Annotated in this window: 22 protein-coding genes; 18 read left to right on the top strand and 4 right to left on the bottom strand. The window is 71.8% G+C overall.

Annotated elements, in window-relative coordinates:
* Window positions 1-2 precede the first annotated feature (2 nt).
* The 5 genes from ACTZWW_RS01080 to ACTZWW_RS01100 are packed head-to-tail and all read left to right on the top strand — an operon-like array spanning window position 3 to window position 5,589.
* Window positions 3-959 (top strand): ABC transporter permease, encoded by a 957-nt coding sequence (locus tag ACTZWW_RS01080; RefSeq protein ID WP_444779070.1) that lies wholly within the window; start codon window positions 3-5, stop codon window positions 957-959.
* Between the two features lie 3 nt (window positions 960-962).
* Window positions 963-1,850 (top strand): ABC transporter permease, encoded by an 888-nt coding sequence (locus ACTZWW_RS01085; protein WP_444779071.1) that lies wholly within the window; start codon window positions 963-965, stop codon window positions 1,848-1,850.
* Between the two features lie 15 nt (window positions 1,851-1,865).
* Window positions 1,866-2,954, top strand: a complete 1,089-nt coding sequence (locus ACTZWW_RS01090; RefSeq protein WP_444779124.1) for an ABC transporter ATP-binding protein — start codon at window positions 1,866-1,868, stop codon at window positions 2,952-2,954.
* On the top strand, window positions 2,951-3,961 hold the full coding sequence (locus ACTZWW_RS01095; protein WP_444779072.1) for an ABC transporter ATP-binding protein: 1,011 nt from the start codon (window positions 2,951-2,953) through the stop codon (window positions 3,959-3,961). Before ACTZWW_RS01090 ends, ACTZWW_RS01095 begins: the two co-directional genes overlap by 4 nt.
* Window positions 3,958-5,589, top strand: a complete 1,632-nt coding sequence (locus ACTZWW_RS01100; RefSeq protein ID WP_444779073.1) for an amidase — start codon at window positions 3,958-3,960, stop codon at window positions 5,587-5,589. Before ACTZWW_RS01095 ends, ACTZWW_RS01100 begins: the two co-directional genes overlap by 4 nt.
* On the opposite strand, the gene ACTZWW_RS01105 is transcribed toward ACTZWW_RS01100, so the two are convergent.
* A complete protein-coding gene (locus tag ACTZWW_RS01105) occupies window positions 5,583-6,554 on the bottom strand; it encodes a LysR family transcriptional regulator (protein ID WP_444779074.1) in 972 nt (323 codons plus the stop codon). The genes ACTZWW_RS01100 and ACTZWW_RS01105 overlap by 7 nt on opposite strands.
* A gap of 155 nt (window positions 6,555-6,709) precedes the next feature.
* Window positions 6,710-6,991 carry a hypothetical protein gene (locus ACTZWW_RS01110; RefSeq protein WP_444779075.1) on the bottom strand — a complete coding sequence of 94 codons (282 nt, stop codon included), beginning with the start codon at window positions 6,989-6,991 and terminating at the stop codon, window positions 6,710-6,712.
* Between the two features lie 126 nt (window positions 6,992-7,117).
* On the opposite strand from ACTZWW_RS01110, the gene ACTZWW_RS01115 reads away from it, so the two are divergent.
* The 3 genes from ACTZWW_RS01115 to ACTZWW_RS01125 are packed head-to-tail and all read left to right on the top strand — an operon-like array spanning window position 7,118 to window position 9,956.
* Window positions 7,118-7,567: a Zn-ribbon domain-containing OB-fold protein gene (locus tag ACTZWW_RS01115; protein ID WP_444779076.1), complete on the top strand. Its 450-nt coding sequence runs from the start codon at window positions 7,118-7,120 to the stop codon at window positions 7,565-7,567.
* A complete protein-coding gene (locus ACTZWW_RS01120) occupies window positions 7,564-8,703 on the top strand; it encodes a thiolase family protein (protein ID WP_444779077.1) in 1,140 nt (379 codons plus the stop codon). The genes ACTZWW_RS01115 and ACTZWW_RS01120 overlap by 4 nt, the downstream gene beginning before the upstream one ends.
* A gap of 20 nt (window positions 8,704-8,723) precedes the next feature.
* The gene (locus ACTZWW_RS01125) at window positions 8,724-9,956 is read left to right on the top strand and encodes a CaiB/BaiF CoA transferase family protein (protein WP_444779078.1); all 1,233 of its coding nucleotides are present in this window, start codon (window positions 8,724-8,726) and stop codon (window positions 9,954-9,956) included.
* Between the two features lie 12 nt (window positions 9,957-9,968).
* Here ACTZWW_RS01125 and ACTZWW_RS01130 read toward each other — a convergent pair whose 3' ends face one another.
* Window positions 9,969-10,970, bottom strand: coding sequence for an NADPH:quinone reductase (locus ACTZWW_RS01130; RefSeq protein WP_444779079.1), 1,002 nt, complete (start codon window positions 10,968-10,970; stop codon window positions 9,969-9,971).
* 118 nt (window positions 10,971-11,088) lie between these two features.
* On the opposite strand from ACTZWW_RS01130, the gene ACTZWW_RS01135 reads away from it, so the two are divergent.
* From ACTZWW_RS01135 to ACTZWW_RS01180, 10 genes are all read left to right on the top strand, one after another.
* A complete protein-coding gene (locus ACTZWW_RS01135) occupies window positions 11,089-11,892 on the top strand; it encodes an IclR family transcriptional regulator (protein ID WP_444779080.1) in 804 nt (267 codons plus the stop codon).
* The gene (gene leuC, locus ACTZWW_RS01140; RefSeq protein ID WP_444779081.1) at window positions 11,885-13,282 is read left to right on the top strand and encodes a 3-isopropylmalate dehydratase large subunit; all 1,398 of its coding nucleotides are present in this window, start codon (window positions 11,885-11,887) and stop codon (window positions 13,280-13,282) included. The genes ACTZWW_RS01135 and leuC overlap by 8 nt, the downstream gene beginning before the upstream one ends.
* Window positions 13,283-13,284: 2 nt before the next feature.
* Window positions 13,285-13,902 (top strand): 3-isopropylmalate dehydratase small subunit, encoded by a 618-nt coding sequence (gene leuD / locus ACTZWW_RS01145; protein ID WP_444779082.1) that lies wholly within the window; start codon window positions 13,285-13,287, stop codon window positions 13,900-13,902.
* The gene (locus ACTZWW_RS01150) at window positions 13,895-14,671 is read left to right on the top strand and encodes an SDR family NAD(P)-dependent oxidoreductase (RefSeq protein ID WP_444779083.1); all 777 of its coding nucleotides are present in this window, start codon (window positions 13,895-13,897) and stop codon (window positions 14,669-14,671) included. The genes leuD and ACTZWW_RS01150 overlap by 8 nt, the downstream gene beginning before the upstream one ends.
* The gene (locus tag ACTZWW_RS01155) at window positions 14,668-16,074 is read left to right on the top strand and encodes an MmgE/PrpD family protein (protein ID WP_444779084.1); all 1,407 of its coding nucleotides are present in this window, start codon (window positions 14,668-14,670) and stop codon (window positions 16,072-16,074) included. Before ACTZWW_RS01150 ends, ACTZWW_RS01155 begins: the two co-directional genes overlap by 4 nt.
* A 54-nt stretch (window positions 16,075-16,128) precedes the next feature.
* Window positions 16,129-17,007 carry an isocitrate lyase/PEP mutase family protein gene (locus tag ACTZWW_RS01160; RefSeq protein WP_444779085.1) on the top strand — a complete coding sequence of 293 codons (879 nt, stop codon included), beginning with the start codon at window positions 16,129-16,131 and terminating at the stop codon, window positions 17,005-17,007.
* On the top strand, window positions 17,004-17,531 hold the full coding sequence (locus ACTZWW_RS01165; protein ID WP_444779086.1) for a tripartite tricarboxylate transporter TctB family protein: 528 nt from the start codon (window positions 17,004-17,006) through the stop codon (window positions 17,529-17,531). Before ACTZWW_RS01160 ends, ACTZWW_RS01165 begins: the two co-directional genes overlap by 4 nt.
* Before the next feature lie 10 nt (window positions 17,532-17,541).
* Entirely contained in the window at window positions 17,542-19,074 is a 1,533-nt protein-coding gene (locus tag ACTZWW_RS01170; RefSeq protein WP_444779087.1) for a tripartite tricarboxylate transporter permease, read from the top strand.
* Window positions 19,075-19,120: 46 nt separating this feature from the next.
* The gene (locus ACTZWW_RS01175; protein WP_444779088.1) at window positions 19,121-20,113 is read left to right on the top strand and encodes a tripartite tricarboxylate transporter substrate binding protein; all 993 of its coding nucleotides are present in this window, start codon (window positions 19,121-19,123) and stop codon (window positions 20,111-20,113) included.
* 71 nt (window positions 20,114-20,184) lie between these two features.
* Complete coding sequence (locus ACTZWW_RS01180) at window positions 20,185-21,270, top strand: AbrB family transcriptional regulator (protein WP_444779089.1); 1,086 nt, start codon at window positions 20,185-20,187, stop codon at window positions 21,268-21,270.
* Window positions 21,271-21,338: 68 nt separating this feature from the next.
* Here the strand turns inward: ACTZWW_RS01180 and ACTZWW_RS01185 are convergent, their stop codons facing one another.
* Complete coding sequence (locus ACTZWW_RS01185; protein ID WP_444779090.1) at window positions 21,339-22,310, bottom strand: D-2-hydroxyacid dehydrogenase family protein; 972 nt, start codon at window positions 22,308-22,310, stop codon at window positions 21,339-21,341.
* Window positions 22,311-22,366: the final 56 nt, after the last annotated feature.

A 22,366-nucleotide genomic window follows, 5' to 3' on the forward strand; every position in this document is an offset into this window, starting at 1 on the left:
CGATGCTGCGCTTCGTCCTCCAGCGGCTCGCCTACGCGCTGCCGATCATCGTCGGCGTCTCGCTGATCTGCTTTCTCCTGGTGCATCTCGCACCGGGAGATCCGGCCAGCGCGCTGATCCCCGACGACACCCCGCCGGAGGTCGCCGCGCAGATCCGGGCGGCCTACGGCTTCGACCAGCCTCTGCCGCTCCAGTACCTGCGCTGGCTCGGGAACGTCGCCGGCGGCGATCTCGGGCTCTCGCTCTCGACGCGCCGTCCCGTGATCGAGGAGGTGCTGCCGGCGGTCGCGAACACGCTGCGGCTCGCCTTCGGCGCGATCGTGCTCGCCTGCGTCGCGGGCGTGCTGCTGGGCACCCTCGCCGCCTACCGCGCGGGGCGCGCGTCGGACCGGGCGATCAGCGCCGTCGGAATCTCCGGCATGTCCGTGCCGCAATATTGGCTCGGCATCGTCCTCGTGATCGTCTTCTCCGTCGAGCTGGGGCTGCTTCCGGCGACGGGAATGGGCGATCCCGACGCGGGCCTCGCCACCCGATGGACGCACATGATCCTGCCGACGATCACGCTCGCGACCGTACCGGCGGGCGTGATCGCTCGCTCGGTGCGCTCGGCCGTGTCGGAGGTGCTCCAGCAGGAATACGTCCAGGCGCTCGAAGCCAAGGGCCTGCCGAGCCACTGGGTCGTCGCCCACGTCGCCAAGAACGCGGCGCCCGCGCTCCTCGCCATCATCGGCCTCCAGTTCGCGAACCTGCTCGGCGGCTCGATCCTCGTCGAGACGATCTTCGCCTGGCCGGGCTCCGGCTACCTGCTGAACTCGGCGATCTTCCTGCGCGACCTGCCCTTGATGCAGGGGACCGTCCTCGTCCTCGCGCTCTTCTTCGTCCTCACCAACCTGGCGGTCGATCTCCTGCAGATGGTGCTCGATCCGCGCATGAACAGCGCCCGGCGCGGGAGCGGCTGACCCATGATGCACGATGCGAACACGCTTCCCGCGGCGACGGCCGCGATCCGCTCGGGCGGCTTCCTCTCCGACATGGCGCGGCGCCTGAGGCGCGACCCCGTCACGCTCGTCGCCGGCGGCGTCCTCGTCGCCATCGCGCTCTCGGCGATCCTGGCGCCGTGGATCGCGCCGGCGGACCCCAACCAGACGAGCATCGTCAACCGGTTGCGGCCGCCGGGCACGCCGGGGCATCTCCTCGGGACGGACGAGCTCGGCCGCGACCTGCTCAGCCGCGTGATCTGGGGCGGGCGGCTGACCCTGTTCATGGGGTTCGCCCCCGTCGTCGTCGCGACCCTCGTCGGCGGCTTCCTGGGGATCCTCGCGGGCTTCGCCGGCGGCTGGGTCAATTCCGCGATCATGCGGGCGATGGACGTCTTCTACGCCTTTCCCTCGGTCCTGCTCGCGGTGGCGATCTCCGGGGCGCTCGGCGGAGGCATGATCAACGGGCTCATCGCGCTCACCCTCGTCTTCATACCGCCGATCGCGCGCGTCGCGGAGAGCGTGACGCTCCAGGTGCGCACGCAGCCCTATGTCGAGGCAGCCGCCGCGACGGGGGCTTCGGCCACGCGCATCGTCGTCGGCCACGTCCTGAAGAACGTCGCGGGACCGATCCTCGTCTACGCGTCGAGCCTGATCTCGATCTCCATCGTCATCGCGTCGGGGCTGAGCTTCCTGGGTCTCGGCGTCAGCCCGCCCGACGCGGAATGGGGGCTCATGCTGTCGAGCCTGCGCCAGAGCGTCTACGTCGCGCCGCTCAACGCCGTCATTCCCGGCGCGATGATCTTTCTCACCTCGCTGTGCTTCAACACCATGACGGATGGGTTGCGGCATGCGCTGAACGTGAAGGAGTGAGCCGTGCTCCAGCGAATGCTCTCGCAGCCACGCCGCACGCCCGTCGACGAGGCGCTGCTCGCGCCGATGCCCGACGTCGGCGGTCCGCGCCAGCCGTTGCTGATCGTCGAGAACCTGGTGAAGCACTTCGCCCTCGAGAGAGGGCCCGGCGGGGCCGGCGGCGTGGTCCGCGCCGTCGACGGCGTCGGCTTCCGGGTCGCCAAGGGCGAGACGCTCGGCGTCGTCGGCGAGTCGGGCTGCGGCAAGTCGACGATGGCGCGCGTCCTGATGCAGCTGACCCGCCAGGACGCCGGTACGCTCGTCTTCGACGGCCTGGAGGTCGGCACGCGCGGCGGCATGAGCGTGCGCGAGCTGCAGCGTGCCGCCCAGATGGTGTTCCAGGACAGCCACGCCTCCCTCAATCCCCGCTTGACGCTCGAGCAGACGATCGCCTTCGGGCCGCGCGCCGCGGGCGCGAGCCGAGCGACGGCGCGCGAGCTCGCCCACGAGACGCTGGGCCTCGTCGGCCTCGCGCCGCTCGGCTTCGCCGGGCGCTACCCGCACGAGCTCTCGGGAGGGCAGCGCCAGCGGGTCAACATCGCGCGCGCGCTCGCGATGTCGCCGCGCCTGATGATCCTCGACGAATCCGTCTCGGCGCTGGACAAGTCGATCGAGGCGCAGATCCTCAACCTCCTCCAGGATCTGCGCGAGCGCCTGGCGCTGACCTACGTCTTCATCTCCCACGACCTGAACGTGGTCCGCTACGTCAGCGATCGGGTCCTGGTGATGTATCTCGGCAAGGTCGTCGAGATCGGCCCCGTGCGGGACATCTACGAGGCGCCGCGCCATCCCTACACGCAGGCTCTGCTGGCCTCGCGGCCGAGCATGGACCCCAGGCGCAGGCGCGAGCACGCCCCGCTCTCCGGCGACCCGCCGAGCCCCATCGACCCGCCGAGCGGCTGCCGCTTCCGCACACGCTGCGCCTTGGCCGACGAGGTCTGCGCACGCGTCGAGCCGCGGCTCGGGGACGGTCCGCACCCGGTCGCCTGCCACGCCGCCGATCCGCGCTCCGGGCACCCGATGGCCCCGGCTGCCCCCCTCGCATCCGCAGGAGCCGCACGATGACGACCGCCTCTCCCATCGTCGAGGTCTCGGACCTGCGCGTCGTCGTGCGCGGCTCGGACGGGCCCGTCACCATCCTCGACGGCATCGACTTCACCCTCGACGCCGGCAAGGTCCTCTGCGTTCTCGGCGAGTCCGGCTCCGGCAAGAGCATGACCATGCGCGCGCTGATGCGCCTCGTGCCGCGGAGCGCCACGATCACCGGCCGCGTGGTGATCGACGGCGTGGACGTCCTCGCCCTGCGCGAGCGGGAGCTCGCCCGCATACGCGGCTCCCTCGTGGCGATGATCTTCCAGGAGCCCGCGACCGCGCTGGACCCCACCTTCACGATCGGCCACCAGATCGCCGAGACGGTGCGCGCCCACGAGGGCGTGAGCTGGGAGGCCGCCCGCCGGCGCGCGCTCGACCTGCTCGAGCTGGTGCAGGTCCCCTCCGCCGCGCGCCGGCTCCAGGCCTACCCGCACGAGCTGTCCGGTGGCCTGCGCCAGCGCGCGATGATCGCGCTGGCCCTGTCGTGCCGGCCGAAGGTCCTGATCGCCGACGAGCCGACCACGGCGCTCGACGCCACGGTGCAGATCCAGGTGCTGCTGCTCCTGCGCGAGCTGCAGCGGGAGCTCGGCATGGCGACCCTGTTCGTCACGCACGACGTCGGCGTCGCCTGCGAGATCGCCGACGAGGTCGCGGTCATGTACGCGGGGCGGATCGTCGAGCATGGCGAGACCGAGCAGGTGCTGAGCCGCCCCGGCCATCCCTACGCGAGCGGGCTGCTGCGCTCCGTGGTCACCTCCGAGCTCGTGGGCACGCGGCTCGAGCCCATCAAGGGCAGCCCGCCCGATCTCTCGGCGCTCCCGCCGGGGTGCAGCTTCGCCCCGCGCTGCCGGCACGCCATCGAGCCCTGCACGGCCGCGATGCCGCCGCTCGCACCGGTGTCGCCCAACCATCTCGTTCGGTGTGCGCGCGGCGGCGCGCTCGATCCGGTCGCCGCCCCTGTGCAGGAGGCATTCCCATGACACGAGACGACATCTGCTATCTCGGCGTCGCCGAGGCTCATCGCGCCTTCGCCGACGGCACTCTCACGCCGGGCGACCTCGTCGAGGCGACGCTCGCGCGCATCTCCGAGGTGGATCCGCTCATCGGCGCCTACCTGCACGTGGACGCCGACGGCGCCAGGGACGCCGCCCGCGCGGCGAACGTCGAGGCCACGGCGTCTCCCCTCGCCGGCGTCCCTTTCGCCGTCAAGGACAACTACGCGACCCGCGGCATCCCCACGACGGCGAATGCGCGCCTCCTCGCCGATCACGTCACCGGCTTCGATTCGGCCGCGGTCGCGCGGCTTCGCGCCGCCGGCGGCGTGCTCACGGGCAAGCTGAACACGTGGGAGTACGGCACCGGTCTCGGCGTGCAGTTCCACGATTCCGCCAGACCGCACGCCCGCAACCCGTGGGCGCCCGACCATTTCCCCGGCGGCTCCTCGACCGGCTCGGCCGCCGCGGTCGCGGCGGGGTTGGCGGCCTACGCGCTCGGCTCGGACACGGGCGGCTCGATCCGGGTTCCCGCCGCGGCCTGCGGCCTGCACGGCCTGAAGCCCACCTACGGCCTCGTCAGCCGCTACGGGGTCCTCCCCAACAGCTGGTCGCTCGACGTGATCGGGCCGCTGGCCCGCTCGGCGGAAGACTGCGCTCTCGTGCTGCAGGCGCTCGTCGGCGCCGACGAGCGCGATCCGGCGACGGTGTCAGTTCCCGTGCCGGACTACCGCGCGTCGCTCTCGGAGGGCGTCGCGGGCCTGCGCATCGGCGTCGTTCGCGAAATTCCCGGCGCGACCCTCGCGCCCGCCGTCGCGGCGGGCCTCGAGGAACTCGTCGCCACGCTCGCCGCGGGGGGCGCGACCCTCGTCGACGTGGCCCTGCCGGAGGCCCTGCCGCGCTATCGCGAGGCGACCGTGCTGATCAGCGGCTCGGAGCGCGCCGCAACGCACGAAGCCGACTTCAGGGCCGAACCCGGCGCCGTCGGCCGGGAGGTGCGCGAGGCGCTCACCACCGGCATGACGATCCGCGCGGTCGACTACCTCGCCGCCTTGCGCCGTCGCGCCGAGCTCGCGCGCGGGATCGACGCGCTGTTCGCGCAGTGCGATGCGCTGGTCCTCCCCTCGACGTTCGCCACGGCTCCGAGCTACCACGACCCTCGCGCCGTGCGGGCCTTCATGTCGGGGTCGACCACCTCCGTCTTCAGCCTCTCCGGGCACCCGGCGCACGCGCTGCCGACGGGGTTCGACGCGGCGGGGCTGCCGACGAGCGCGCAGATCGTCGGACCCTATTTCGCCGAGGCGCGTGTCCTGCGGATCGCGCACGCCTACGAGCAGGCCGTCGCCCGCCCGTATCGCCGGCCGACGATATCTGCGGGAAGCGATCCCGCGTCCTACCCGCCGATCGTCCTCGAGACGGAGGCGACCACCCCGGAGCAGGCGGCGCTCGCGACAGGCTTCGCGCAGCTGCACGACCTTCCGCTCGGGGCCGTCGACGGCGCCGCCTACGCCCGCGGCCTGCGGCGCAGCGCGGACGCGGGAGCAGCCGTTCCGCGCCCCGCCACCCGCTTCGACGGCGCGCTCTCGACCTTCCGAGCGCGGATCGGCGATCAATAGACCTGCACGGACGCGAGCGCCGCGTGCGTGTGACCGGCGCGCAAGCGGTGCATGTGCTCGCGCAGGGCCCCGCGGCACGCGGCAGCCGCCGCGGACGGAATCTCGAGGAAGCGATCACGGTCGACCGCGAGCGCCACCTTCTGCACGGGAGGGCGGCCCGGTGCCGCGCTGATCGAGACCGCATCGAGCCGATCGCGAAGGCCGGCGGCGCCGAGCGGCGGCAGCAGGGCCCATCCGCGGCCGGCGGAGACGATCTCGAGCGTCGCCGTGAGGGAGCGACAGCTGAGCTCACGGATGGGGGTGACGCCGAGGCCGCCGAGGTAGTGCGCGATGGCCGAGTGCATTCTCGTATTGTTCGGCGCACGGACGAGCGGGAGGGATGCCGCCAGCTCGGGGAGCGATGTGGGACCGGCGGATTGCGGCGCGATGAGGCACAGCTCCTGGCTGCACAAGGGGTGTACGTCGATCGTGCCCGGCATGTCCTCGAACAGCTCCGTCGAGACGAGCAGATCGATCTCCCCGCGGAGGAACTCGGGCACGCAGGTCTCACCGCGGCCGGATTCCAGCGAGATCACCCCGACCTGATCGGCGAGCGCGTTGTAGAGCGCCGTGACGATCAGCGGCGAGAGGCTCTCCATGACGTAGACGCGCAACCTGGGAATGACGTGGTCGCGGAAGCTGCGCATCTCGGACAGCGTCGCGCGCTCGTCCGCGAGGATGGTCTGTGCGAGGTCCAGCAGACGGCGTCCGGCGGGCAGGAGGCGCATGCCGGTGCGGCTGCGCTCGAAGAGGGCGACGGCGAGCTCGCTCTCCAGTCGAGCGACGATCTGCGACACCGCCGGCTTGCTCACGCCGAGCGCCACCGCTGCCGCGGCGAGGGTCGGCTGCCTGCAGATCACGACGTATTGATGCAGCAGCCTCAGGTCGAGGTTCTTCTTGATCGGCTCGGCAGGATCGCTCAGCATCATCGTGCTCCCCGAAGCAGAAGCGATTGAAGCAGGCAAGCTTCGTGCCGCGGCGGCGGCGTCACGCGCCGCCCCGGACCCGCGCTGTTCAGGCTCGAGATGCGCGACGGCCTCGCGGCAAGGCGTCGTCGCGGTCCACGAGGACGAGCACCGCATCACGAGGTCTCGTCTGCGCCACGGGATCGACGCCGCCGCGGCCGGCCGTGCCGCCCGGAATCGGGGCAGCTGCCGGCGGCGCCGAGCAGCCTCTCCGCCATCGTCGTCGGCATGCCGCCCTGGACGGCGCCACGCGGGTTCTCGTGATGCGACGCGGCCTGGAAGGCCGGGAGCGGGCCGCCGTCCGCCGCCTCCTCCCGGATCGGGCCGACGTGGCCGATGAAGCCGTGGGCGTCGTGGATGCGCCAGGCATGCGCCTCGAAACCGTGAGCATCGGCCATCTCGACGCTCCCGCCTCGATCCGCTGACGACGCACCTCGTCGTGGCGCGGCGCGAAACCCTCTGGACAAGACGCGGGCGACTTGCCACATTCCTTTGCACAAAATCAAATTCCACTGAGCGGAATCATGACGAATCAAGACCCGATGGACGAGGCGCTCCGTGACGCGGGACGGACGGGCATTCCCGACCTCGTCGGCGCGGCAGCGGTCGAGACGGCGGCGGACGGCGGCCTGCGCCTGGTCGGCTCCGTATGTCGCGCGTGCGGGCTGAGGACGGTCCCGCCGGCGGCCGTTTGCCCCGGCTGCGGGAGCGAGGCGGTCGCGCGCGAGATCCAGCCGTCCGAGGGCGTCGTCTACAGCCTCACGACGCTGCATGTCGGCCCGCGCAAGTGGGGCAGGCCGTTCACGCTCGGCTATGTCGACCTCGCGAACGGCGTGCGCGTGCTCGCCGCGCTGCACGGCGAGGGTCACGCCATCGGCCGGCCCGTGCGGCTGTCCTGGGGCCGGGTCGGCCAGGACGCCGACGGGACGCCTGTCCACAATTTCGTGTTCGTTCCGCAGGAGGCGCGCTCATGAGCGAGGCGCTCATCGTCGGGGTCGGCATGGGCCGCTTCGGCAAGTATCCCGACACCACGCTCGCGGACATCGGCTGGCCGGCGGTGAAGGCGGCGATCGCGGATGCCGGCATCGACGCACGGCGCATCCAGGCCTGCTATTGCGGCTCCTCGCTCGGCGGCATGATGGCGGGGCAGCGGGTCCTCGGCCGGATCGGAATGGGCGGCATTCCCGTCACCAACATCGAGAACGCCTGCTCCTCGTCGTCGACGGCGCTGCACCAGGCGGTCCTCGCGGTGCGCGCGGGCAAGTACGACGCCGTGCTCGTCATCGGCGTCGAGAAGCTCACGAAGTTCGGCGGCGGCGTCCTGCCCCTCGAGCAGGAGGACTGGGAGGTGCGCATGGGCATGGCGATGCCCGCGCTCTACGCGATGAGGGCGGCGCGCTACATGCACGAATACGGGCTCACGCGCGAGCAGCTCGCCCGCGTGGCCGTCAAGAATCGCGCCAACGGCGCGCTCAACCCGGTCGCGCAGATGCAGGCGCCGGTGACGGAAGAGGAGGTGCTCGCCTCCCGTCCGGTCGCCGATCCCTTCACCCTGCTGCAATGCTGCCCGACCGGCGATGGCGCGGCCGCTCTCGTCGTCGTGTCGGCGGCGCTCGCGCGGCAGCTCGGCCGCGCCGGCGTGCGCGTCGCGGCCTCGGATCTCGTGTCGGGCAGGTTCGTGCCCGGGTTCCGCGACATGACGATCCCGGAGATCACGCTGCGGGGCGCGCGCGAGGCCTACGAGGAAGCCGGGCTCGGCCCCGAGGACGTCGACCTCGCCGAGGTCCACGACGCCTTCACCATCGCCGAGCTGATCTACTACGAGGCCTTCGGCTTCTGCGGACGCGGGGAGGCCGGGGCTTTCCTCGACAGCGGCGCGACGCGGATCGACGGGCGCGTCGCGGTGAACCCGTCGGGCGGCCTCCTGGCGAAGGGCCATCCGATCGGCGCGACCGGCGCGGCCCAGGTCGTCGAGGCGGTGCAGCAGCTGCGCGGCGCGTGCGGCCCGCGCCAGGTGCCCGGCGCGAAGGTCGCGCTCACCCACGCGACCGGCGGCGGGCTCACGGGCTACGACCACGGCGCCTGCTCGATCCACATCCTCACGCGATGAGCATGCCCATGGGAGGCGACGTGACGAGCCCGACGGATCACGGCGCGGCGGCGCAGGAGCCCGGCTCCGGCGGACCGCTCGCCAACCTCACGATCGTCGACCTGACGCAATTCCTGTCGGGACCGTACTGCACCCAGATCCTGGGCGACCTGGGTGCTCGGGTCGTCAAGGTCGAATCGCCCCAGGGCGATCTGGCCCGTGAGATCCCGCCGCACTTCGTGGACGACAGCAGCCTGTACTTCCACGCGGTCAACCGCAACAAGAAGAGCGTCGTCCTCGACCTGAAGACCGCGGATGGCGTGCGGCGCCTGATGCGCCTGATCGCCGAGGCCGACGTGGTGATCGAGAACTTCCGCCCGGGAGTCCTCGCGCGCCTCGGCGTGTCCGCGGCGCAGGCGCGTGCGGCGGACCCGTCCCTGATCTGGTGCGCCATCAGCGGGTTCGGGCAGGACGGGCCGTACCGTGACAAGCCCGCCTACGACATGATCGTCCAGGCGCTGTCGGGCGGCATGAGCCTCACCGGAGAGCCCGGACGCACGGCCGTCCGGGCGGGCGTGCCGATCGGCGACCTCGCCGCGGGGCTCTACGCGGCGGTCGGCGTCCTCGCGGCCGTCAACCGTCGCCATCTGACCGGCGAGGGCGAGATGGTCGACATCTCGATGCTCGACTGCCAGGCCGCGATGCTGACCTATCAGATGGCGTACCATCTCCATTCCGGAGAGGTCCCGGGCCGCCAGGGATCGGCCCATGATTCGATCCCGACCTACCGCAGCTTCCGGGCCGGAGACGGCGTCGAGGTCGTGGTCACCGCCAACACCGAGCGGATGTGGCAGGGGCTGTGTCGCGCGCTCCGCGTGGACGCGCTGATCGGCGACGAGCGCTTCACGACCAATCGCGAGCGCTTCGCCAACCGGCACGTCCTCTGGCCGCTGCTCGAGGCCGCCTTCGCGGCGGGGAGCGCCGCGCAGTGGGTGGAGCGGCTGGAGGCCGAGCAGGTGCCCGTCGGGGTCGTCAACACGCTCGATCGTGTCGCGGACGATCCGCAGGTTCGCCATCGCGGCATGGTGCTGGACCTGCCGCTCGGAGAGCGGAGCGTGCGCGTGATGGGCAACCCGATCCGCACCGAGGTCTCGCGCCGGGAGGGGCACGAGCCGCCCCCGCGCCTCGGGGCGGACACCGCCGCCGTATTCTCCGCTCTTGAGGAGGCGCCGGAGGCCGCCGATCCGGCCGCCGACGGGGTTCCCTCGAGCTGATCTCGGCCGCCGTCACCGGCGGCCGTCGGAATGATCGAGCGAGACGAGCACCCGCCCCGCGGCGGCGCCGCTCTCCACCAGCTCGTGGGCGGCGGCGGTCTGCTCGAGCGTGAACGTCGCGGCGATCCGGTGGCGCAGGGCGCCTTCGGCGCAGAGCCGGCCGAGATCGGCGGCGATCGCCTCCAGCGTCGGCTGCGACAGGGTGAGGATGTTGAGGAAACGGATGGTCGCGTTGCCGCGCCGCAGGTCCCGGACCGGCATCACGGCATCGAGCCCGCCGGAGCCGTAGCTCACGACGCGACCGCCGTCGGCGAGCGCCGTCGCCAGGAGGCCGGCGTTGGCGCTCGTGTCGACGTCGACGGCGAGGTCGACGCCTCCGCCCCCGGTGGCGGCGCGGATCTGCGCGCCCGCATCCGGGTCGCGATAGTCGACGCAGCGCTCGGCCCCCGCCTCGCGCGCGATCTCCGCCTTGGCGGACGACGAGACCGTCGCGAGGACCCGAGCGCCGGCGTGGCGGGCGATCTGGATGGCGTAGCGGCCGACGTTGCCCGCGCCGCCCGTCACGAGAACCCATCCTCCCTCTGGGGATCCCGCACCGAGCACCGCGGCGTGCGCGGTCATCGGCGGCACCCCGAGGCAGGCGCCCTCCGCGAGGGAGAGACCGTCGGCGAGCCCGATGACGTTGCGCTCCGGAAGCGTCACGAAGTCGGCCGCGGTACCGAAGGCTCGGCCGTTCTGCGCGCCGAAGACCCAGACACGGTCGCCGACACGAAAGCGGCCGGCGCCGGAGCCCAACTCGACGACGGTTCCGGCGCCGTCGTGGTGGGGCACGACGAGGGGAAACGCCATGCGCCGACCCGGCGCCCCGCCGCGGACCTTCGCGTCCGTCGGGTTCACCCCCGAGAACGCGACCCGGATCCGAACCTCGCCCGGCCCAGGCGGCGCGTCGTCGACCTCCCGCAGGCCCAGGACGTCCCGCGCGGGGCCCGACGCCTCGTATGCAACCGCTCTCATGTCCCTGCATCCTCCCCGCCACCGCGTCCCGAATGGCGCTTGACGTGAAAATCGCATCCGGGTTACCTTCCATCAAGCAGAAAAACATTCCGTTCAGCGGAATAAAGAGGGAGCGGACATGCCGGAGTCGGCGACGGGCACGATCGAGCGCGTCATTCGCATGATGCGCGCATTGGCCGAGGAGGGCGGCGACGTCACGATCAAGTCGCTGGCCGAGCGCCTCGACCTGCCGGGGAGCACGGTCCATCGGCTTCTCGCGCTTCTCATGAAGGAGCAGATCGTCGAGCGCGGCGAGATCCCCCATTCCTATCGCGCCGGGGTCGAGTTCTACCGGATCAGCTCCCTGATCGTCGCCTCGCGGAGCGTTCGCGACGTGGCGCGCCCGTTCCTCGAGCGCGTCGCCCGCTCGACCGGCGAGGTCTGCCTGCTGATGCGGTACATGCCGGCGCAGCATCGCGTGATGCTCGAGGACAGCGTCGACAGCCCCCATCCGCTGCGCTACGCGATCGCGCTCTACGAGCCGCTGTCGGTTCTCTGGGGCGCCACCGGCCGGTCCGTCCTGGCCTTCCTGCCCGAGGACGAGGTCGCTGCGATCCATGCCGCCGGCGAGGTCTCTCCGGCGACCGGACGGGAGCCGCCGGCGCTCGACGACCTCCTGGGCGACCTGCGCGAGATCCGGCGCAAGGGCTACGCGCTCACCTTCGGGCAGAAGATCCCCGGGGCCGTCGGCTTCGGCGTCCCGGTCTTCGAGCGCGGCCACAAGGTCTTCGGCAGCTTGTGCGTGACGATCCCGCAGATCCGCTACGACCCGTCGCAGGAGCGCGAGATCGCCGGCGTGCTGCAGCGGGAGAGCGCCGAGCTGAGCGCGGCGCTCGGCAACCGTGGAGCCGAGCAGCGAGAGGGGAACCGTCGCCATGGCTGACACCTACCTCGACCGGCTCTGGGAGATGCACGTCGTCGACCGGCTGGAGGACGGCGTCGACCTGATCCATGTCGACCGGCATCTCGTCCACGACCTGCACTGCGCGCTCGCGTTCTCGACGCTGGAGGCTGCGGGGCGGCGGGTCCTGCATCCCGAGCTGACCTTCGCCGTGGCCGATCATCTCGTGTCGACGCGCCCGGGGCGAACGGGGACGACCGTGCCGCGCGCCGAGGCGCTCCTCGACGACATGGAGCGCTTCACCAGGCGATGGGGCGTGCGGCTGTTCGGGGTCGACGACGGCGATCACGGCATCATCCACATCGTCGGCGCCGAGCAGGGCCTCGTGCTCCCGGGGCTGACGGTCCTCGCCTGCGACAGCCATGCCTGCACCGCCGGGGCCCTGGGCGCCCTCGCATGGGGCATCGGCACCTCCGAGACCGAGCACATCCTCGCCACGCAGACGATCCGGGCGGAGAAGCCGCGCCTGATGCGCGTCGAGCTCGACGGCGCCCTGCCGCCGGGGATCGGGGCCAAGGACCTGATCCTCCACCTCATCGGGCGGATCGGCGCCGGGGGCGGGCGCGGCTTCGCCATCGAGTTCGACGGGAGCGCATTGCGCGCCCTCTCGGTCGAGGACCGCATGACGCTCTGCAACATGACGATGGAGTGCGGGGCCGAGATCGCGCTGATCCGTCCCGACGATGCGGTCTTCGCGTATCTGCACGGACGTCCCTACGCGCCGTCCGGTCCACCTTGGGAAGCGGCCCTCACCCACTGGCGGGCGCTGGCGCAGGGGTGCTCGACCGATGCCGACCGCCTTGTGCGGATCGACGCCTCGGCGCTGGCGCCGCAGATGACCTGGGGAACGAACCCCGCCCAGGTCATCGGCCTCGACGAGAGCGTCCCCGACCCCGACGCGTCGCCCGATTCGCGGCAACGCCAGCAGATGCGGCGCGCGCTCGACTACATGGGCCTGCGGGCGGGCGAGCGCCTGGTCGGACTGCCGATCGAGCACGTCTTCATCGGCTCGTGCACGAATGCGCGCATCGACGACCTGCGGCGCGCGGCGCGGCTCGTCGAGGGTCGCCGGATCGCGGCCGGCGTCCGCGCCGTCGTCGTCCCGGGCTCGAGGGCGATCCGCGCCAAGGCGGAAGCGGAGGGGCTCGCCGAGATCTTCCTCTCGGCCGGCTTCGAGTGGCACGAGGCGGGCTGCTCCATGTGCGCCGCCATCAACGGCGACCTCGTCGAGCCGGGCCAGCGCTGCGTCTCGACGTCCAATCGCAATTTCGAGGGGCGGCAGGGCCTGCGGGCGCGCACCCACCTCGCGAGCCCGGAGCTGGCGGCGGCCGCCGCCGTCGAGGGTCGCATCGTCAACCCCTGGGGGCCCTGAGCATGCAGCCGTTCGAGCCCGTCCACGGCGTCGCGCTGCCGATGATGATTCCGGACATCGACACCGACCAGATGATCAACCGCGACTTCCTGATCACCACGGCCCGCAAGGGCCTGGGGCGCGGCCTGTTCCACGACCTGCGCTATCGCGACGGCCGGGAGGTCGCGGATTTCGTGATGAACCTGCCCTGGTTCCGGGAGCCGCGGGTCCTGATCGGCGGGCCCAACTTCGCCAGCGGCTCCTCCCGCGAGCACGCGGTCTGGGCCGTGCAGGATTACGGGATCCGCGCGGTGATCGCGCCGAGCTTCGGCGTGCACTTCCGCCGCAACGCATTCAAGAACGGGCTTCTCCCGATCGTCCTGCCCGAGCCGGACGTCGCCGCCATGGCGGACGCCGTCCTCGCGAGCCGAGGCGCGCGTCTCGTGCGCGTCGACCTCGAGACGCAGACGGTGTCGCTCGACGACGGTCCGGTCCATCGCTTCGAGGTCGAGCCCGACGCCAGGACGGCGCTCCTGCTCGGTCTCGACGAGATCGGCCGCACGCAGCTGCGGCGCACGGCCGTCGAAGCCTTCCAGACGACGGACAGGGCGGCGCGTCCCTGGGTCTACCTCCATGCCTGACGCGATCTCGGCCTCCCTTCCCCTCACGGGCTCCGTCGCCCTCGTCACCGGCTCCTCGCGCCGGATCGGCCGCGCCATCGCGACCGCGCTCGCGCGCGCCGGAGCCGACGTGGCGGTTCATGCCCGCTCGAGCCGCGCGGAGGCCGAAGGCACGGCGGCCGAGCTGCGCGCGCTGGGCGTTCGCGCGATCGCCGTCCTCGGCGACGTCGGCGTGCCCGCCGAGTGCGAGCGAATCGTCGCGGAGACCGTCGCAGGGCTCGGGGCGCTCGACATCCTGGTCAACAACGCATCGATGCGCGGCAAGAGCACGCTCGACACGACGACCTACGAGGAGTGGCGGCGCGTCCAGGCCGTGACCCTCGATGCGGCCTTCCTCCTGTGCAAGGCGGCGCTGCCGCATCTGCGCGCGTCGCCCGCGGGGCGGATCGTCAACATCGGCGGCGCGTCGGCGCACATGGGCGCGTCGAACCACTTGCACGTCATCGCTGCGAAATCGGGGCTTCAGGGGCTCACGCGCGCCATGGCGCACGATCTCGGCCCCGACGGCATCACCGTCAACATGGTCTCCCCCGGCCTCATCGAGGACCCCGCCGACGATCCGGAGAAGGCGGCTTTCCGCCGGACGATCTACCGGGTCGACAGCCTGCCGCTGCGCCGGCCGGGGCGTCCGGAGGAGATCGGCGAGGCCGTCGCCATGATCGCCGATCCCAGGTCGGGATACGTCACGGGGCAGACCATCCACGTCAACGGCGGAGTGCTGATGCCATGAGACCCTCGACCGACCCCGGCTCCCTGTCCGGTCTCGACGGCACGCTCGATCCGCTCACTCGGGCGATCGGCGATCACGTCGCCGGCGCCCTCGATCGCGCGCTCCCGGAGGCGGTCCGTGAGAAGACCCGCGACCATCTGATCGACACGATCGCCGCGACGATCTCCGGGACGCGGCTTCCCGCCGGCGAGGCGGCCCTGCGCTACGTGCGCACGCTCGGCGGCCATCCGCAGGCGGCGGTCGTCGGATCGGGGGGCTTGCGGACCAGCGTCGTCAACGCGGCGCTCGCGAATGCGATGGCCGCCCACGGCGACGAGACCGACGATTTCCACATGGCCTCGATCACGCATCCCGGCTGCGGGGTGGTTCCGGCGGCCATGGCGATCGCCGAGGCCGAAGGACGCTCCGGCGCGGATCTCCTCGCCGCGATCGCGGTCGGCTACGACATCTGCGGCCGGGTGCCGGTCTCGGTGGACTGCTACCGGCAGTTCAAGGCCGGACGCGGCATGCATGCGCTCGGCGGCATGTTCGGGGCGACCGCCGCGGCCGCGGCGCTGATGCGCTTCACGCAGCGTCAGGTGGCCGACGCGATGTCGTTCACCGTGCAGCAGGCCTCCGGCCTCACCTGCTGGCGTCGCGACGAGGCTCATATCGAGAAGGCGTTCGACTTCGCCGGCATGCCCGCCCGCAACGGGGTCATGTCGGTGGGCATGGTGGCCTGCGGGATGCCGGGCGTTCCCGACGCGATGACCGGCGTCAACGGCCTGTTCCAGGTGAACGCGCCGGCCGGCTTCGACTGGGCCGCGCCCTGGGCCGACCTCGCGACGCGGCCGGAAGTGCTGTCGTCGAGCATCAAGAAGTGGTCGGTCGGCTCTCCGGGGCAGGCCGCCCTCGACGCCGTGACCGCGCTGATCGCGGCGCACGACCCCGCGCCGGACGAGATCGAGGAGATCGTCATCCACCTCCCCGACGACGTCTCCCACATCGTCGACGAAGGCGGCGCGCCGAACGTGAACATTCGGCATCTGGTCGCCGTCTGCCTCGTCGATCGCGGGCTCACCTTCGCCTCGACGCACGACGAGGCCCGGCTCGCCGATCCGTCCGTGGCGGCGCTGCGCGCGCGGGCGCGGGTCGCGCCGAGCGCGGAGCTCACCGTCGCGCGGCCGCGCCGCCAGGCGATCGTCGAGATCGGCTGCAAGGACGGGCGACGCCTTCGTCACCATGCCCGCGTCGTGCGCGGCACGCCCGACGATCCGATGTCGCGCGAGGAGGTGCTCGCCAAGGCGCGCGACCTGATCGCCCCGATCACCGGCGCCGAGCGCTGCGAGGCGATCCTGTCGGCGCTGCAGCGCATCGAGGCCATGCCCGATCTCCGAGAGCTCGCGACCCTGCTGATCGACTGAACCCGAACGATCCGACGAAAGGCCCCGCGAGAGGGCCTCACGGGAGGAAGCAAGATGAAGCCGACCACGCGGATGCGCGCGTTCATCACGGGCGCCACGACGACGGTGCTTCCCGCCGTGGGCGATCCGTTCGCCGCCAGGCTGGCGGCCGCGGAGGGCTATCGCGGCGTCATGGTCTCGGGCAACGCGACCTCGGCCATGCGTCTCGGCCTCCCCGACGTCGGCCTGCTCACGATGAGCGAGAACGCCGACACCGTCCGGCGGATCTTCGACGCGACGGGGCTTCCGGTCTTCGCGGACGCCGACACCGGCTACGGCAACGCGATCTCGGTGCGTCGCACCGTTCGCGAGCTCGAGCGCGCCGGGGCGGCGGCGATCATGATCGAGGACCAGGTCACCCCCAAGCGCTGCGGCATGCTCGCTGGCAAGGCCGTCGTTCCGCCGGGGGAGATGTGCGACAAGATCCGCTCCGCGGTCGACGCGCGGGTCGATGCCGACCTGGTCGTCGTGGCGCGCACCGACGCGCGGGCGATCGAGGGGCTCGACGCCGCGATCGAGCGGGCCCGCGCCTATGCCGAAGCAGGCGCCGACGCGATCTTCGTCGAGGGCCCCCGCGACGTCGAGGAGGCGCGCGCGCTCATCCGCGCCATCGACCGTCCGCAGCTCTACAACGTCACGCCGAGCGGCTCCGTGCCGCCGCTGACGGTCGAGGCGCTGTCGCGGCTCGGCTTCAAGCTGATGTCCTTCTCGGTCTACCTCGTCCTCATGGCGATGCCGCCGATGCGCGCCATGCTGCGTCGCCTCGCAGAGACCGGCGACGTCGCGCGCGCGGTCGAGGGCGCGGCGCCGCTGTCGGAATACCTGGAGCTGCTCGACCTCGACGGCTGGAGCACCCTGCCCCCGGCCGAGGCCGTGGCGGAGGCGGGGCGATGAGCGACGCGCGTCTCGCCGCACTCGACCGGGCGGGTCCCGTCCTGATCGCGCTCGTCTGCGCCGTGTTCTCGGTCGTCTACGTCGCGGCGGCCTACCTGGACTCGAGCCGCATCCACAACGTGATCTTCATCATCCCGATGGCCGCCATCACCGGCGTTCTCGCCGGAATCGTCATCGTGCGGGCCGTCCTCGGGCGCGCGCGAGCCGAGACGCCGGCCGAACCGAGCCCGTCGTCGGAGCCCAAGTCGGAGCCCAAGTCGGAGCCGGCGCCGGAGCCCGGAGAAGCGCCCGCGCTCGGGCCGCTCGGGATCGCCGCGCTGATGGGGCTTCTCATCGCCTACGCCTTCTCGATCCCGTGGATCGGCTTCGACGTGGCGAGCATCCTCTTCATGGCCACCGGGCTCTGGATCCTCGGAGAGCGCCGTCCGCTCTTCGTCGCGGCGCTCTCGCTCGCCTTCGGGCTCGGCGTGACCTGGCTCCTTCTGCACGGTGCCCGCGTCCCCGCTCACACCCTGCTGCTCTGAGGACGCCGTCATGGAACTCGTCGACATCGCGGCCCTCGAGCGCGGGCTCGGCCTGCTCTTCTCCAGCAGGGAAGCATGGCTCGTCCTCGTTCCCGGCCTCTTCATCGGCCTTCTCGGCGGCGCCCTGCCGGGGGTCTCGGGCACGATGACGCTCGCGCTGATGCTGCCGGCGACGCTCTACATGGATTTCCTGACGGCGGTCCTCTTCCTCACCGCCGTCTTCACCGGCGCCGGCTTCGGCGGGGCCATCCCGGCCATCCTGATCAACATGCCGGGATCGACGGCCGCGGTCTCCACCGCGTTCGACGGCTTCCCGATGGCTCGCAAGGGCCTGCACAACCAGGCGCTCGGCCTGGGGCTCGCGGCCTCGACGCTCGGCACGCTGTTCGGCTACGTGCTCCTCTTCCTGCTGATCAATTACGCCTCCACCGCCGTGCTGAAGCTCGGGCCGGTCGAGATGGCGGTCGTCGCACTGTGGGGCGTGACGATGATCGCGGCCCTGCGCGGCGGCAACGTCGAGCGCAGCCTCCTCGCGGGCGTGTTCGGGCTCCTGATCGGGACGATCGGCATCGGCCCGACGGGACGCATGCGCGGCACGTTCGGGTTTCCCGAGCTGATCGACGGCATCCCCGTCGTTCCGGCGATGATCGGGCTGCTCGCGACCGCGGAGCTCTTCAACCTCGCGCGCTCTCGCTACATCGTCCAGCGCGCGGAGGATCGCGTGCTCAGCATCCGCCTGATCGTGCGGGGCTTTCTCGACGTCGCGACGCATTGGCGGACGCTCGTGCGCGGCTCGGTCATCGGGACGCTCATCGGCGCCATCCCCGGCGTCGGGGCGTCCGTCGCCAACCTGATCTCCTACGCCTCGGCCAAGCGCGGGGCCCCCGACCCGGCCACGTTCGGCAAGGGAGACCCCAACGGCGTGGTCGCCTCCGAATCGGCCAACAGCAGCTCGGAGGGCGGGGCGATGGCGACCCTGCTGGCGCTGGGGCTTCCCGGCGGCGGGGGCACGGCCGTCCTGCTCGCGGCCTTCGCCATGCACAACGTCACAGGCGGGCCGCGCTTCGTGGCGGACAACAAGGACGTGGTCTACGCGATCCTTCTCGCGAACATGGCGCAGGCGCTGCTGCTCATCGTCGTCGGGCTGATCTTCATCCGGCTCGCCGTCGTCGTGGTCCGCGTCCAGATCCGGCATCTCGTGCCTTGCGTGACGGTCCTCGCGATGGCGGGCAGCTACGCCATCACCGGCAACCTCATGGGACCCTTCACCCTGGCGGTGTTCTCCATCGTCGGGTGGCTGTTCGCGCGCTACGGCTTCGCGCCCGCCGCCGCCGTGGTGGGCCTGCTTCTCGGCTCGTTCGTCGAGCGGCAGTTCGTCTTCTCGCATCAGCTGAGCGGCGGCGACATCGCCTTCGTCCTCTCGCGACCCATCGCGATGACGATGCTCGTCCTGCTGCTGCTTTCGCTCTGCTACCCGTCGCTCGTCTCGATCGTCCGCCGCATGCGGAGCGATCGGGCGGTGGCCGGCCCCAACCGGGACTGAGAACCCGGAAACGATCCCACCCGGATCCAGACGTGGAGGAACGACGATGAGACATTCCATTCGAACGACGGCAGCCGCGTTCGGCGCGGCCGCCCTGGCGCTGCTCGCGCCGGCCCAGGCCAGCGCTCAGGACGCCTATCCGAGCCGCGCGATCGAGGTGGCCGCGCCCTACGACGCGGGCGGCGCCACGGACCGCATGGTTCGCCACCTGTCCGGCTTCCTCGCGGAGGAGCTCGGCGTGCCGGTGAACGTCGTCAACCGTCCCGGCGGCGCGACCTTCAACGGCACGCTCTGGTTCTACAACCAGGAGCCCGACGGCTACACAGTCCTGTTCCTGCCGCCGACGCCGTACATGGTCAACCACATCGAGGTGATGGGCGCTCCCTATACGCTCGACGACTTCGTCTTCGTCAATGCGCAGGAGGTCGCGCAGTCGCTGATGGTCGTGCCCAAGGACAGCACGATTCAGTCCCTGGACGACGTCATCGCCGCAATGCGCGAGCCCGGCCGGCTGTCGGCCGCCGTGATCGGCGGCTCGAGCGAGCACATCTCCCTGCTTCTCATGATGGAGAAGCTCGACATCCCGGCGAGCAACATCCGGCTCGTCACCTTCGACGGCGGCGGGCCGACCCGGACGGCCATCATGGGCGGGCAGGTCGACCTGGGCATGGTGCCCGGCCAGGGGAGCGAGGTGATCTTCGATTCGGTCCGCAAGATCGCGGTCGTCGCCGAGGAGGCGAACCCGAGCTGGCCGGACGCCGTCCCGATCAACGAGGCGCTGGCGTCGTACGGCGTGGAGCTCCCCATCCTGGATTCCTCGGTCCGCTCGATGGTGGTGCACGCGGCGTTCGCGGAGCAGCATCCGGACCGTTACCAGGCCTTCGTCGACGCGTACCAGCGCGTCGTGGAGAGCCCGGAGTACCAGGAAGCCGCCGCCGCGGGCAACTACGGCCGCGACTGGCGCGGTCCCGAGGCCTCGACCGACATCGTGCGGCGCAACTATCAGCTCCTCTCGGAGTACTCGCGTCTCCTCGAGTGAGGACGCAGGGACCTGACGGGAGCCCCACGGGGCTCCCGTCGCGCGCCCACCCCATAGCGAAAGCCCTCTTCTTGCGGTCTCACGATCTCGCATCCGCCCTGCGCGCGAGCGTCCCCGCCTTCGCGGTGGCGGCGATCGGCGGCGCGATCTTCGCGGCCCTGGGCGCGCCGCTGCCCTGGACCCTCGGTCCCATCGCGTTCTGCTCCGCCTTCGCCATCGCCGGCTCGCGCTGGCTGATGAGCCCGGCCGTCATGACGATCGCGCGGCCCACGGTCGGCGTCATGGTCGGCAGCACCTTCACCCCCGCCATCGTGGCCGGGCTCGTGGCCTGGTGGCTGGAGATCCTGTTCGTGCTCGGCTTCAGCGTGACGGTCGCGCTGGTCGGGTTCGTGCTCTTCCGCTTCGCCTTCCGCTTCGATCGGGTCACCGCGTTCATGGCCGCGCTGCCGGCCGGCCTCGCCGAGCTCACCGTCATCGGCGGGAGCCTCGGCGGCAACCTGCGCACGCTCGTCCTGATCCACGCGATCCGGATCGTCACGGTCGTCTTCACCGTGCCGATGGTCCTCACCTTCGCGCTCGGCCTCGACATCTCCGGTGGCCGCGCGGCGGAGGCGCAGGTCGCCTCCAGCCTCGTCGACTGGATGGTGCTCGTCGCCTGCGGTCTCGGAGGCGCCGCCCTCAGCATGGTCCTCCACGTGCCCGGGGGGATCATGATCACGTCGCTGTTCGTGTCCGCCGTCGTGCACGGCGCCGGGCTCACGGAGGCGTCGCTTCCCTTCTGGGCCGTCGCGCTCGCGCAGATCTTCATCGGCTCGGTGCTGGGCGCGCGCTTCGCGAAGATCGCGTTTCGCGAGGCGGGCCTCGCGCTCGTCGCCGCAATCGTCTGGGCGGCTCTCCTGATGGGGCTGACGCTCGGGGCCGCCGCGCTCGCCGTGCGCATCTTCGGGCTCGGCGCGCCCGTCGCCCTGCTCGCGCTCGCGCCGGGCGGGATCGCCGAGATGGCGATCGTGACCTATGCGCTCGGGATCGACGTGGCCTTCATCGTGACCTGCCAGGTCGCGCGCATGATCTTCCTGCTCACGACGAGCCCCTTCCTGGCGTCCCGGATCGCTCGGCTGGGCGACGCGAGGCCGGATGGATCGTCCCGGCACGGGTGAGCGGCTCGGCGCCGCCGCCGCGCGCATCGTCGCGTCCGCCGCGCCGGGTTAACGCGCGGGGAGAAGCCTCAGGCGCTCCAGGGCGCCGCGATGACGCGCACGGGCGTCCCCGCGAGCCAGGCGCGCACCGCCTCGACAGTCTCACGATAGAACAGGCTGAACGTCGCTTCCGTGGCGTATCCGAGGTGCGGCGTGAGCAGGAGGCGCCCAGACGCGATCAGCGCGCGGTCGAGGACAGGATCGTCGGGCGGCAGCGGCTCCTCGTCGAAGACGTCGAGCCCGGCCATGCCGAGCCGGCCCTCGCGCAGGGCGTCCAGGAGCGCCTTCGTATCGACGATCGCCGCGCGCGAGGTGTTGACGAACACGGCGTCCGGCTTCGCGGCGGCGAAGGCGTCCGCGCCGACGAGCCCGCGGGTGCGCTCCGAGAGCACGAGATGCACGGAGGCGACGTCGGCGCGCGCCATCAGGTCGGCGAGGGAGGCGCACCGCGAGACGCCCACCTCGGCGCAGCGCGCGTCGTCGAGGTTCCGGGACCAGGCGCACACGTCCATGCCGAAGGCGCGGCCGAGCGCAGCCACCTGCGCGCCGATCACCCCGAGCCCGATCAGGCCCAGCGTCGCGCCGGCGAGGTCGCGCCCCAGGCCGGTCTGGAAGCGCCCGTCGAGAAGCGCGGCGGATTCGGGTGCGAGCCGGCGCGACAGGGCCAGGATCATGGCCATGGTGAGCTCGCTCGTCGCGGTCTTGCGCGAGGCGGTGCCGCAGATCGTGATCCCGTTCGCCCGCGCGGCCTCGACGTCGATCGCGGCGTTGCGCGGGCCCGTCGTCACGATCAGCCGCAGGCGCGGCAGCCGCGACAGGACGCGGCCCGGGAGCGGGGTGCGCTCGCGCATGACGCACACGACGTCGAAGGGCCCCAGCCGCGCGACGAGCCGGTCCTCGTCCGCGAGCGTATCGCGAAAGACGACGACCTCGCCCATGCCCGACCAGTCGGCGAGCCGCAGCGCCACCCCCGCATAGTCGTCGAGCACCGCGATCCTCACCCTATCCTCCTCCTGGGCCCGTCGGGCCGCGTGCGCCCCCCGGCCTCGAGCCACCG

It is taken from the genome of Salinarimonas sp. NSM, from assembly GCF_052380005.1.
Lineage (GTDB): Bacteria > Pseudomonadota > Alphaproteobacteria > Rhizobiales > Beijerinckiaceae > Salinarimonas.

Excerpts from the sequence above, each read along its gene's own strand:
- ACTZWW_RS01115 (WP_444779076.1), top strand. The coding sequence starts at position 7,118 with ATGACGAATCAAGACCCGATGGACGAGGCGCTCCGTGACGCGGGACGG.
- leuC (WP_444779081.1), top strand. The coding sequence starts at position 11,885 with ATGGCTGACACCTACCTCGACCGGCTCTGGGAGATGCACGTCGTCGAC.
- leuD (WP_444779082.1), top strand. The coding sequence starts at position 13,285 with ATGCAGCCGTTCGAGCCCGTCCACGGCGTCGCGCTGCCGATGATGATT.
- ACTZWW_RS01160 (WP_444779085.1), top strand. The coding sequence starts at position 16,129 with ATGAAGCCGACCACGCGGATGCGCGCGTTCATCACGGGCGCCACGACG.
- ACTZWW_RS01130 (WP_444779079.1), bottom strand. The coding sequence starts at position 10,970 with ATGAGAGCGGTTGCATACGAGGCGTCGGGCCCCGCGCGGGACGTCCTG.
- ACTZWW_RS01120 (WP_444779077.1), top strand. The coding sequence starts at position 7,564 with ATGAGCGAGGCGCTCATCGTCGGGGTCGGCATGGGCCGCTTCGGCAAG.
- ACTZWW_RS01105 (WP_444779074.1), bottom strand. The coding sequence starts at position 6,554 with ATGCTGAGCGATCCTGCCGAGCCGATCAAGAAGAACCTCGACCTGAGG.
- ACTZWW_RS01110 (WP_444779075.1), bottom strand. The coding sequence starts at position 6,991 with ATGGCCGATGCTCACGGTTTCGAGGCGCATGCCTGGCGCATCCACGAC.
- ACTZWW_RS01090 (WP_444779124.1), top strand. The coding sequence starts at position 1,866 with ATGCTCTCGCAGCCACGCCGCACGCCCGTCGACGAGGCGCTGCTCGCG.
- ACTZWW_RS01165 (WP_444779086.1), top strand. The coding sequence starts at position 17,004 with ATGAGCGACGCGCGTCTCGCCGCACTCGACCGGGCGGGTCCCGTCCTG.
- ACTZWW_RS01155 (WP_444779084.1), top strand. The coding sequence starts at position 14,668 with ATGAGACCCTCGACCGACCCCGGCTCCCTGTCCGGTCTCGACGGCACG.
- ACTZWW_RS01095 (WP_444779072.1), top strand. The coding sequence starts at position 2,951 with ATGACGACCGCCTCTCCCATCGTCGAGGTCTCGGACCTGCGCGTCGTC.
- ACTZWW_RS01150 (WP_444779083.1), top strand. The coding sequence starts at position 13,895 with ATGCCTGACGCGATCTCGGCCTCCCTTCCCCTCACGGGCTCCGTCGCC.
- ACTZWW_RS01085 (WP_444779071.1), top strand. The coding sequence starts at position 963 with ATGATGCACGATGCGAACACGCTTCCCGCGGCGACGGCCGCGATCCGC.
- ACTZWW_RS01170 (WP_444779087.1), top strand. The coding sequence starts at position 17,542 with ATGGAACTCGTCGACATCGCGGCCCTCGAGCGCGGGCTCGGCCTGCTC.
- ACTZWW_RS01080 (WP_444779070.1), top strand. The coding sequence starts at position 3 with ATGCTGCGCTTCGTCCTCCAGCGGCTCGCCTACGCGCTGCCGATCATC.
- ACTZWW_RS01135 (WP_444779080.1), top strand. The coding sequence starts at position 11,089 with ATGCCGGAGTCGGCGACGGGCACGATCGAGCGCGTCATTCGCATGATG.
- ACTZWW_RS01100 (WP_444779073.1), top strand. The coding sequence starts at position 3,958 with ATGACACGAGACGACATCTGCTATCTCGGCGTCGCCGAGGCTCATCGC.
- ACTZWW_RS01175 (WP_444779088.1), top strand. The coding sequence starts at position 19,121 with ATGAGACATTCCATTCGAACGACGGCAGCCGCGTTCGGCGCGGCCGCC.